General features: G+C 65.6%; 11 protein-coding genes. 8 read left to right on the top strand and 3 right to left on the bottom strand.

Annotation, left to right across the window (positions count from 1 at the left end):
* Positions 1-50: 50 nt before the first annotated feature.
* The 3 genes from AC1DE3_RS17170 to AC1DE3_RS17160 all read right to left on the bottom strand — a co-directional run bounded on the left by AC1DE3_RS17170 (position 51) and on the right by AC1DE3_RS17160 (position 3,571).
* Positions 51-1,109, bottom strand: coding sequence for a sugar phosphate isomerase/epimerase family protein (locus AC1DE3_RS17170; protein ID WP_476797533.1), 1,059 nt, complete (start codon positions 1,107-1,109; stop codon positions 51-53).
* Between the two features lie 142 nt (positions 1,110-1,251).
* On the bottom strand, positions 1,252-2,397 hold the full coding sequence (locus AC1DE3_RS17165; protein WP_476797532.1) for an acyl-CoA dehydrogenase family protein: 1,146 nt from the start codon (positions 2,395-2,397) through the stop codon (positions 1,252-1,254).
* Between the two features lie 10 nt (positions 2,398-2,407).
* On the bottom strand, positions 2,408-3,571 hold the full coding sequence (locus tag AC1DE3_RS17160; protein ID WP_476797531.1) for a dihydrodipicolinate synthase family protein: 1,164 nt from the start codon (positions 3,569-3,571) through the stop codon (positions 2,408-2,410).
* Between the two features lie 165 nt (positions 3,572-3,736).
* Here AC1DE3_RS17160 and AC1DE3_RS17155 point away from each other — a divergent pair, with 165 nt between their 5' ends.
* From AC1DE3_RS17155 to AC1DE3_RS17120, 8 genes are all read left to right on the top strand, one after another.
* The gene (locus AC1DE3_RS17155; RefSeq protein WP_476852593.1) at positions 3,737-4,789 is read left to right on the top strand and encodes a LacI family DNA-binding transcriptional regulator; all 1,053 of its coding nucleotides are present in this window, start codon (positions 3,737-3,739) and stop codon (positions 4,787-4,789) included.
* A 21-nt stretch (positions 4,790-4,810) separates the two neighbouring features.
* Complete coding sequence (locus AC1DE3_RS17150; RefSeq protein ID WP_476797529.1) at positions 4,811-6,403, top strand: acyl CoA:acetate/3-ketoacid CoA transferase; 1,593 nt, start codon at positions 4,811-4,813, stop codon at positions 6,401-6,403.
* Positions 6,400-7,173, top strand: coding sequence for an enoyl-CoA hydratase/isomerase family protein (locus tag AC1DE3_RS17145; protein WP_476780406.1), 774 nt, complete (start codon positions 6,400-6,402; stop codon positions 7,171-7,173). Before AC1DE3_RS17150 ends, AC1DE3_RS17145 begins: the two co-directional genes overlap by 4 nt.
* Before the next feature lies 1 nt (position 7,174).
* Entirely contained in the window at positions 7,175-7,936 is a 762-nt protein-coding gene (locus AC1DE3_RS17140) for a 3-ketoacyl-ACP reductase (protein ID WP_476797528.1), read from the top strand.
* Positions 7,937-8,048: 112 nt separating this feature from the next.
* Complete coding sequence (locus AC1DE3_RS17135) at positions 8,049-8,717, top strand: amino acid ABC transporter permease (protein WP_476780408.1); 669 nt, start codon at positions 8,049-8,051, stop codon at positions 8,715-8,717.
* A gap of 10 nt (positions 8,718-8,727) precedes the next feature.
* Complete coding sequence (locus AC1DE3_RS17130) at positions 8,728-9,378, top strand: amino acid ABC transporter permease (protein WP_476780409.1); 651 nt, start codon at positions 8,728-8,730, stop codon at positions 9,376-9,378.
* 45 nt (positions 9,379-9,423) lie between these two features.
* Positions 9,424-10,260: a transporter substrate-binding domain-containing protein gene (locus tag AC1DE3_RS17125; RefSeq protein ID WP_476797527.1), complete on the top strand. Its 837-nt coding sequence runs from the start codon at positions 9,424-9,426 to the stop codon at positions 10,258-10,260.
* 196 nt (positions 10,261-10,456) lie between these two features.
* Positions 10,457-11,191 (top strand): amino acid ABC transporter ATP-binding protein, encoded by a 735-nt coding sequence (locus tag AC1DE3_RS17120; RefSeq protein ID WP_441514014.1) that lies wholly within the window; start codon positions 10,457-10,459, stop codon positions 11,189-11,191.
* The last annotated feature ends 7 nt before the right edge of the window (positions 11,192-11,198 follow it).

Raw genomic sequence — 11,198 nt, 5'->3', positions numbered from 1 at the left:
TCATCGCCTCTCCGATCTGATCCGCCTTCGGTTGCCTGCCCTCGCTCTCGTCATCCATCCAGTCCCAACAGCGAACGGTTGGTGGCCAGATCGATGCCGCTCGCCGCGAAGTCGTCGAAGGCCCGCGCGGCAACGTTGATGAGGTGGCTGGCGATGAAAGGCGCTCCCTCCGCTGCGCCCTGCTCGGAATCCTTGATGCAGCACTCCCATTCCAGCACGGCCCAGCCGTCGAAATCGTACTGTGTCAGCTTCGAGAAGATCGCGCCGAAATCGACCTGCCCATCGCCGAGGGAGCGGAACCGCCCGGCACGCTCGATCCAGGGCTGGAAGCCGGAATAGACCCCTTGCCGGCCGCTTGGATTGAATTCCGCGTCCTTCACATGAAACATGCGGATGCGCTGGTGATAGATATCGATGAAGGAGAGATAGTCGAGCTGCTGCAGCAGGAAATGACTGGGGTCGTAGAGGATGTTGCAGCGCGGGTGATTGCCCACGCGTTCGAGGAACATTTCAAAGGTAACGCCGTCATGCAGATCCTCGCCGGGATGGATCTCGTAGCAGAGATCGATACCGGCTTCGTCGAAGGCGTCGAGGATCGGGCGCCAGCGCTTGGCCAGCTCCTCGAAAGCGGTCTCGACGAGGCCGGCCGGGCGCTGCGGCCAGGGATAGATGAATGGCCAGGCGAGCGCACCGGAGAATGTCGCATGGGCCGAGAGGCCGAGATTGCGGGAGGCCTTGGCGGCCAGCCGCAATTGTTGCGTCGCCCATTGCTGGCGCGCCTTCGGTTTCCCGCGCACCTGCGGCGCGGCGAAGCCGTCGAAGGCGTGATCATAGGCAGGGTGGACCGCGACGAGCTGGCCCTGAAGGTGGGTGGAGAGCTCGGTGAGTTCGATGCCGGCCTCGCCGAGAATGCCCTTCACCTCGTCGCAATAGGCCTTGCTCTCGGCGGCGCGTGCGAGATCGAACAGCCGCGCATCCCAGCTCGGAATCTGGACACCTTTGTAGCCATGCCCCGCTGCCCAGCGGGCGATGCCGGCAAGATCATTGAACGGCGCCGCGTCCCCTGCGAACTGGGCGAGGAAGATGGCCGGTCCCTTGATCGTTTTCATCCCTGTCGCTCCCGCATTCGGCGCGAATCCCAAGGCTCCAGGATTCGCTTTCTTGCAGCCCAGCGCGATCGGCAGGCGATGTCGAGGGCATTGTGCCGGAGGCGACGGGGCAGGGCACCGCGCCGGAGTGATCTTGGAGCTGTCAGGCGCCCTTGATCAGCTCCCGTGCGATGATGGTGCGCTGGATCTGGTTGGTGCCTTCGTAGATCTGGGTGATCTTGGCATCGCGATAGAGCCGCTCGACCTCGAAGCCGCGGATATAGCCGGAGCCGCCGAAGATCTGCACGGCATTGGCCGTCTGCGCCACGGCCATGTCGCTGGCGAAGCACTTGGCCATCGACGAAGCGGATGTCGCTGGCTTGGCATGGTCGATCAGCAGCGCGGCGCGCTCGACGAGGGTGCGCGCGGCGGCGATGTCCTTGGCCATGTCGGCCAGCATCCATTGCAGGCCCTGATTGTCGAGGATCGGCTTGCCGAACTGGCGCCGGTCGCGAGCATAGGCCAGCGCCGCTTCGAGGCCGGCCTGCGCGATCCCCACCGCCAGCGAGGCGATGCCGACGCGGCCTTTCTCCAGCACGCTCATCATGATGTGGAAGCCGCGGCCCTTGGGGCCGAGCAGCGCTTCGCGCGGCACGGTGACGCCGTCGAAATTGAGCGCGCCGACCTGGCTCGCGCGCTGGCCCATCTTGTGTTCCTTCGGGCCGCGCGAGACGCCGGGCGCGTTGAGGTCGACCAGGAAGATGCTCATGCCGCGATGGCCGGCGGCCGGATCGGTCGAGGCCAGCACGAAGCCGAGATCGGCGACCGGGGCATTGTGGATCCAGAGCTTGCCGCCGTCGATGACGTAGCCATCCGCCGTTTCGCGCGCGGTGGTGCGGACATTGGAGAGGTCGGAGCCTGCCTCCGCCTCGGTCAGGCAATAGGCGATGCGGGTCTTGGCCGAGAGGATGTCCGGCAGGCGTTTCAGCTGCTCCGGCGTGCCGTAGCGCGTGAGGAGCGTGCCGATCAACTCTACGAGGCCGCATTGGTCGGCGACCGAGGAATAGCCGCGCGACAATTCCTCCATCACGGTCGCATAGGCGAAGGTGTCGAGGCCGGCGCCGCCATGCTCTTCCGGAACGGTGATGCCGAACAGGCCGAGCTCGCCCATCCGGCGGTAGATGTCAGCGGGGAAGGCCTCGTCGCGGTCGAGATCTCCGGCAGCGGGCTTGACGACATCCTCGGCGAAGCGCCGGGCGGTCTCGCGGATCTGGTCGTAGATCTCGGCGTCGAGCAGGGGGGCGTGCATGGCTTGCTCCTCAGGCGATGCCGTTGAGGGCGCAGAGATGCGTCATCCGGCGGGCCGCCAGCTCCGGATCGACGAAGAGCCCGGACTGATCCGCGAGGCGGAAGAGATCGGCATAGTGCAGGATGCCGCGCGCGGATTCGGCGCCGCCGACCATGCGGAAATGGTTCTGGAAGCCATTGAGCCAGGCGAGGAAAACGACACCGCATTTGTAATGCTGCGTCGGCGCCTCGAAGAGCCGGCGCGAGAGCGCAACGGTCGGGTCGAGGATGGCGTGGAAGCCGGCGCGGTCGCCTGCCTCCAGCTTGGCGAAGGCGGCCGCCGCCGCCGGAGCGATCGGGTCGAAGATGCCGAGCAGCCCGTGCGAGAAGCCCTGCTCGTCGCCGCCGATCAGCTCCGCATAGTTGAAGTCGTCGCCGGTATACATGACGATGCCCGCCGGCAGACGGCGGCGCATGGTGATCTCCTTGCCCGCGTCGAGCAGCGAGATCTTGATGCCGTCGATCTTGTCGGCATGCTCGCGGATCAGGGTGAGCACGGTCTCCATGGCCGGCCTGAATTCGCGGTTGCCCCAATAGCCGGCGAGTGCAGGGTCGAACATCTCGCCGAGCCAGTGCAGGATCACCTTGCCCCGGCACTGGCGGATCAGGCGGCCATAGACGGCGAGATAATCCTCCGGCCCCTTCGCAACGCGGCAAAGCGCGCGGCTCGCCATCAGGATGATCTTGCCGCCATGCTCCTCGACATGGCCGATCTGCTCCTCATAGGCGCGGATCACGTCATCCAGGCTGCGGGCGGCATTGGGATCGAGCTGGTCGGTTCCGGCGCCGCAGGCGAGATCGGCGCCCGGTGTCGTCTTGGCCTCGGCCAGGACGCGGGTGATCAGCTCGGCGGCGTTGGGCCAGTCCAGCCCCATGCCGCGCTGGGAGGTGTCCATCGCTTCGGCGATCTTGAAGCCGAGCCCCCAGAGGTGATGGCGGAAGGCCAGCGTCGCGTCCCAGTCAATGGCGGGCTCGCGCCAAGGCTCGATAAGCTTCTGCGGGTCCGCGACGACATGGGCGGCTGCATAGACGGTGCGGACGCCATTGGCCCTAGCCGTCTGCGGGAAAGGCGAAGGCGGCGCCAGCCTGTAGCGCTCGCTGCTGCCATCCATGCGGGGCAGGCTGATCTCGACCATCGCTTCCTCCGGTGATTTATTGGAACGTTCCAATAAAGGAACGCGTTTCCAGCTTTATACAGGCGCATAAAAAGCTTTGAAAGAGGGATATTGCGCACCGATCCATTCGCTGATAATGGAACGTTCCAAGAAAAGAATAGCGCCACGCGCATCAGGGATGAAACGATGCCGCAACCGCAAGGCAGCAAGGGAAAGGTGACGATCATCGAGATCGCGGACGCCGCCGGCGTTTCGAAATCGACGGTCTCGCTCGTCCTCACGGGCCGCGGCGCAGTGAAGCCCGAGACCCGCCAACACGTCCTGCAGACCATGGACCGGCTCGGCTATGTCTATAATCGCGGCGCCGCCAATCTGCGCAACGCGCAGTCCCGCATCGTCGGCCTCGTCCTCAACGACCTCTCCAACCCGTTCTTCGCCGAGTTCGCCATCGGTGTGGAGAAGGTGCTGCAGATGGCCGGCTATGTCGCCTTCATGGCCAACACCGCCGAGAGCGTGGTGCGGCAGGACCAAGTGATGCGGATGATGCGCGAGCACGGCGCCGGCGGCATCATTCTCTGCCCGGCGCTGGATACGCGACCGGAGCACCTCGACTGGGCCAAGGCAGCCGGCACCGCCCTGCTCGTGGCGATCCGCCGCCTGCCCGGTGCCGACACCAGCGTCGTGGTACCCGAGAACCTCGTCGGCGCCAGCCGCGTCACCCGCCATCTCATCAATCTCGGCCATGAGCGCATCGCTTTTCTCGGCGGCATGCATTCCATGGTCGTCCGGCAGGAGCGCCATGGCGGCTTTCTCTCGGCGATGGAAGCAGCCGGCCGCAATGTCGACCCGGCGCTCAATCTCGAGAGCATGCCGACGCGCGACGGCGGCTTCGGCGCAATGAGCGCCGTGCTCTCGCTCGCCGACCGGCCAACCGCCGTCGTCTGCTACAACGACGTCACCGCCATCGGTGCGATGCTCGCCGCCGCGCGGCACGGCCTCGTCGTCGGGCGCGACATCGCCATCGTCGGCTTCGACGACACCAGCGAGGCGCGCCATGTCTCGCCCGCGCTGACCACCGTCGCGGTCGATCCTGTTGGCTTGGGCGAGCGCGCCGCCGCGCTGCTGCTGAAGCGGATTGCCGATCCCGCCGCAGAGCCTGAGAGCTTCATCGGCCCCGCCCATCTCGTCATCCGCGAATCCTGCGGCGCCTATCAGCGCGCACTCGCCGCCGCCGGCTGAAACCTCCCAAGAGACAAAATCATGGCCTTTCCCCGCATCCTCTCTGCCGACGAAGCCGCCGCCCTGATCCCGGACGAGGCCATCGTCACGGTTTCCTCCTCCTCCGGCCTCGGATGTCCCGATGCCGTGCTGGCGGCGATCGGCCGGCGCTTCGATGCCTCCGGCCATCCGCGCAACCTGACGACTTTGCATCCTATCGCGGCCGGCGACATGTGGGGCGTCAAGGGCATCGACCATCTCGCCAAGCCCGGTCTGCTGGCGCGGATCATGGGCGGCTCCTACCCATCCGGCCCCTCCTCGGCCGAGCCGCCCGCGATCTGGAAGATGGTCACAGGCGACGAGATCCCGGCCTACAACATTCCGAGCGGCATCCTGTTCGACATGCATCGCGAAGCCGCCGCCAAGCGGCCGGGCGTGCTGACCAAGATCGGCATGGACACCTTCGTCGATCCCAAGCATCAGGGCTGCGCGATGAACGCACGCGCCGCCGCCGAGCCGATCGTTTCCCGCGTGGAGTTCGACGGTGAGGACTGGCTCTATTTCCGCAGCATCGTGCCGAAGGTCGCGATCATCCGCGCCACCACGGCCGACGAGCGCGGCAACCTCTCCTACGAGCATGAGGGCGGCCTGCTCGGCCCGCTCGACCAGGCGCTGGCGGTGCGCAACAATGGCGGCGTCGTCATCGCGCAGGTGAAGCGCGTGGTCGAGGCCGGCAGCTTGAACACGCAAGCGGTCTTCGTGCCCGGCATCCTCGTCGATGCGATCGTGGTCGCCCCCGACCAGATGCAGACGACACAGACGGTCTACGATCCCGCGATTTCCGGCGAGGTGCGCCGGCCGCTGTCGAGCTTTGAGACGCCGGCCTTCGACGTCGCCAAGGTCATTGCGCGCCGGGTGGCGCAGGAGCTGCGCCATGGCGATGCCGTCAATATCGGTTTCGGCATCTCCGCCAATGTCCCGCGTATCCTGATCGAGGAAGGCCAGCACGGCGCCGTGACCTGGGTGATCGAGCAGGGCGCCGTCGGCGGCGTGCCGCTGCTCGAATTCCAGTTCGGCTGCGCCTCCAATGCCGAGGCGATCGTGCCTTCGCCCTACCAGTTCACTTACTTTCAGGGTGCGGGCTTCGACATGTCGCTGCTCTCCTTCCTGCAGATAGACCGGCAGGGCTGCGTCAACGTCTCCAAGCTCGGCGTCAGGCCGCATGTCACGGCCGGCGCCGGTGGATTCATCGACATCACCGCGCGCGCCAAGCGCATCGTCTTCTCCGGCTATTTCAGCGCTGCGGCCAAGCTCGCCATCACTGAGGGCAAGCTTGTCATCGAGAAGGAGGGCAAGGTGAAGAAGCTGGTCGAGGCGGTCGAACACATCTCCTTCTCCGGCCCGCGCGCCGTCGCACAAGGGCAGGACGTGACCTACATCACCGAGCGCTGCGTGATGAAGCTGACGCCCGAAGGCATCGTCGTCACCGAGATCGCGCCCGGCGTGGATCTGGAGCGCGACATCCTCAGCCGGAGTGAATTCCCGCTCCTCGTCCCCAATCCGCCGAAGCTGATGGACGCCGCTCTGTTCGACGAGGCGCTGATCGGCCTCAACGTTCCCAAGAGGGCAGCATGAGCGATCCCGTTCGCCTCGACATCGCCGCGGGTATCGCGACGATCACGCTCGCCCGGCCGGAAAAGCTCAATGCGCTCGACGACGTCATGGTGGGCCTGCTCGGTCGCTTCGCTGACGCTATCGACACCGATCGTTCGGTGCGCGCCGTCATCCTGACCGCCGAGGGCAAGGCCTTCTGCGCCGGCGGCGACATTGTCGCCTGGGGCGGCCTTTCGCCGCTGGAAATGGGGCAGGGCTGGGTGCGCACCGGCCACCGCGCCTTCGACAAGCTTGCGCGGATGAAGCCGCCGGTCATCGCCGCAATGAACGGCCACGCGCTCGGCGGCGGGCTGGAGCTGGCGGTCACCGCCGATATCCGCATCTGCGAGGTCCAGGCCAAGATCGGCCTGCCCGAGACCGGTCTCGGCATGATCCCCGGCTGGTCGGGCACGCAGCGCTTGGTGAGGCGGCTCGGCGGGCAGGTGGCGCGGCGCCTTGCGCTGACCGGCGAGATCGTCACCGCCGAACAGGCGCTGACGCTCGGCATCGTCGATCAGGTCGTGGAGAAGGGCGGGGCACTGGCCGCGGCGCAAGCCATGGCCGAGCGTATCAGCCAGCGCGGGCCGGTCGCGAACCTCATCGTCAAGCAGCTCATCAACGCGGCAGAGGGCGAAGATGGCGGCGCGATCCTGGAGACGCTGGCGAGCTCGCTCGTCTCCTATACGGAGGACGTGAAGGAGGGCGTCGCCGCCTTCCAAGAGAAGCGCACGCCAACCTACCGCGGAGAGTGAGATGACGCGTCCCGTCGCCCTGATCACCGGCGCAAGACGCGGCATCGGCCGCGCGATCGGCGTGGCGCTTGCCAAGGCTGGCCATGACATCGCCTTCACCGATATCGCCGAGGACGAGGCGGTGGCCGAGGCGTTGAAGCTCTTCGAAGGAGCCGGTGCCAAGGCACGGTTCTTCAAGCACGACGTCGCGGCGGTCGCGAGCCATGCGGGTCTCGTCGCGACTGTGAAGGCGGCTTTCGGCCGGCTCGATCTCTTCGTCTCGAATGCCGGCATCGGCGCCCCGGTGCGCGGCGACATGCTGGAGATCACCGAGGAGAGCTTCGACCTCGTGATGGACGTCAATCTGCGCGGAGCGGCCTTCCTCAGCCAGGAAGTCGCCAAGGCGATGTTGGCGGACAGGCCGGAACGCCCGGCAATCGTCTTCATCACCTCGGCCTCGACGGAGCTCGTCTCGATCGACCGGGCGCAGTACTGCGTCTCCAAGCTCGGTCTCTCGATGTGGGCGAAAGCGCTGGCGGTCAGGCTCGCGCCAGAAGGCATTCCCGTTTTCGAGGTCCGTCCCGGCGTGATCCGCTCCGACATGACCGCCAAGGTCGCCGCCAAATATGATGCCCGCATCGCCGAGGGCCTGATCCCCGCCGGGCGCTGGGGCGAGGGCGAGGATGTCGCGGACTGCGTCGCCGCTCTGACGAGCGGGCAATTCGCCTATGCAACAGGCACAGTGATCAACGTCGATGGCGGCTTGCTGATTCCGCGATTGTAGGGCTGGTGCGACAGCATCGGCCGAGCTGGTGGAACAATGCCGGCCGGGAGGACTGGATGAGGAAGGCGCATGAAGGCTGTTCTGCTTTCGCGGCCCGGCAGGGGCAGTTCGCATGAGCTATGAATTCGATTTTGCCGACGTCTTCGCGGCGTGGCCGGAGCTGCTGCACGGGCTCCTCAATTCGCTCGTGCTTTCGGCGCTGGCGATGGCGATCGGAATGGTCGTCTCGGTAGCCGGCGCGCTCGGCAAGACCTCGGGGCCAAAATGGCTGCGCTGGATCATCGACGAATATATCGAGCTGATCCGCAATACGCCGTTCCTGATCCAGATCTTCGTGATCTATTTCGGCCTGCCTTCGATGGGGCTGAAGATGTCCTCGAACGCGGCAGCGCTGCTGGCGCTCGTCGTCAATGTCGGCGCCTACGGCATCGAGATCATCCGGGCCGGTATCGAGAGCATTCACAAGGGGCAGGTCGAGGCGGGCAAGTCGCTGGGCATGCGCCCGCTCCAGATCTTCCACTACATCATCCTGAAGCCGGCAATCCAGGCGATCTATCCCTCGCTGACCAGCCAGTTCATCCTGCTGATGCTGAACACCAGCGTCTGCTCGGCGATTGCGGCGAGCGAGCTGACGGCGGTGGCGGGCGACATCCAGTCGCGCACCTTCCGCAGCTTCGAGGTCTATTTCGTCGTCACATGCATGTATCTCGGCCTGTCCGTCTTCTTCTGGACGGTGTTCGCCGGGATCGAGCGCGCCTTCCTGCGCAAGCCAACCCGGTGAGGTGACGACGATGCGCACGCTCGGATCAGCCGACATCATCTACATCATCATGGCGGTGCGCTGGACGCTGCTGCTGTCGCTCGTCGCCTTCCTCGGCGGGGCGATCGGCGGGGCGCTGGTCGCCCTCGCCAGGACCAGCGAGTTCAAATGGCTGAGGATCGCCTCGGCCGGCTATATCAAGCTCTTCCAGGGCACGCCGTTGCTGATGCAGCTCTTCCTCGCCTTCTTCGTGCCCGGACTGTTCGGCTGGTCGGTCGACCCCTGGACGGCGGCGGCGCTCGGCCTGTCGCTCCATGCCAGCGCCTTCCTCGGCGAGATCTGGCGCGGCGCGATCGAGGTGGTGCCGCGCGGGCAATGGGAGGCTGCGACCTCGCTTGGCCTGCGCTATGCTCCGAAGATGGCGCTGATCATCGCCCCGCAGGCGATCCGTATTGCGATCCCGCCGACGATCGGCTTCGTCGTGCAGCTGATCAAGGGCACCTCGCTTGCCTCGATCATCGGCTTCGTCGAGCTGACACGCGCGGGGCAGATCATCAATAATGCCACCTTCCGGCCCTTCACCATCTTCGCGCTCGTCGCGCTGGTCTATTACGTCATCTGCCGGCCGCTCTCGGCCTACAGCAAAAGAATGGAGCATAAGCTCCTCGTCGCCGCGCGCTGAGTGCGGCTGCGCAACACCAAGCCTGCCCCTCAGAGGAGAACGTCCATGTCGCTGTTTAAATCGATTTGCCGCCGCAGCCTCGGCGCGCTGGTCTTCGCCGGCCTCGCTGCCGCTGCATTCAACGTTGCCCCGGCACAGGCCGCGACGCCTGACGAGATCAAGGCGCGCGGCAAGCTGATGGTCGGCGTGCTGACCGACTACCCGCCCTTCGGCGGCACCGACGCGAACCAGCAGCCGGCCGGTTACGATGCCGATGTCGCGGCGCTGATGGCCAAGGCGCTCGGCGTCAAGCTCGAACTCGTGCCGGTCACCGGGCCCAACCGCATCCCCTATCTGCTGACCAACAAGGTCGACCTGCTGATCGCGACTTTCGGCATCACTCCCGAGCGCCAGAAGCAGGTACTGTTCTCCAACCCCTACAGCACGCTGACGATCTATGTGCTGGCTCCCAAGAGCCTCAGCATCAAGACGCCGGAAGACCTGAAGAACGTGACCATCAGCGTCGCGCGCGCCTCGACGCAGGACATCGCGATCAGCGCCGTCGCCCCGCAGGGCACGCCGCTCAAGCGCTTCGACGACGATGCCACCACCCTCCAGGCGCTGATTTCCGGCCAGGTCCAGGCGATGGGCGCAAGCAACACCATCCTCGCCCAGCTCAACAAGGACTATCCGCAGCTCGGCATCGAGCCGAAGATCACGCTGAAGGAACAGGCCAACGGCATGGCCTTCCGCAAGTCCGACACCGCGCTGGCCGAGTTCTCCAACAAGTTCATCGCCGAGATCGAGGGCAATGGCGAGCTCTCGAAGATCAACCAGAAGTGGTTCGGCATCCCGCTGTCCAAGCTGCCGCCGATGCCGGTGTTCGAATCCGGAAAGTTCTGATTGCCTTCTCAACCACGACTTCGTCCCGGATTTGATCCAGGATGACATACGGGCCAGCGCAATCGCATCGGTTCCCGTAACAGCGGAAGCGCCCGGTCATAGGCCGGGCTCTTCTTCCACCAGCCAGTCTAGAACGGTTTTCCAGATGGCCGCTATCGCCTCAACCGCAGCCGAGATCGGCGCCCCGATCATCGAGATGCGCAAGGTCGACAAGTTCTACGGCGACTTCCACGTCCTGCGCGATATCGACCTCACCGTGTCGCGCGGTGAGCGCATCGTCATCTGCGGGCCGTCGGGCTCGGGCAAGTCGACGCTGATCCGCTGTCTCAACCAGCTCGAGGAGCACCAGAAGGGCGAGATCGTCATCGACGGCACGACCGTCGATGCCAGGCTCAAGGGCATCGAGGATATCCGCCGCGAGATCGGCATGGTGTTCCAGAGCTTCAACCTGTTTCCGCATCTGACGGCGCTGGAGAACTGCACGCTCGCTCCGATGAAGGTGCGCGGCATTCCGCGGCCGCAGGCCGAAGCCAATGCCCGCAGGATCCTGGAGCGCGTCCATATCCCGGAACAGGCGAACAAATATCCGGTACAGCTCTCCGGCGGCCAGCAGCAGCGCGTCGCGATCGCCCGTTCGCTCTGCATGAACCCCAAGATCATGCTGTTCGACGAGCCGACCTCGGCGCTCGACCCTGAGATGGTCAGCGAAGTGCTCGACGTCATGGTCGAGCTCGCCGAGAGCGGCATGACCATGCTCTGCGTCACCCATGAGATGGGTTTCGCCCGCAAGGTCGCCGACCGGGTGATCTTCATGGATGCCGGCGAGATCGTCGAGGTCGCGCCGCCCGATCAGTTCTTCTCCTCGCCGCAGAACGAGCGTACCCGCCAGTTCCTCGGCCAGATCCTGCACGCGCAGACGCAGGCGCATTGAGCCGGCC

It is taken from the genome of Allobosea sp. 10L417, from assembly GCF_056395485.1.
This window is presented reverse-complemented; position numbering and strand designations above follow the sequence as displayed.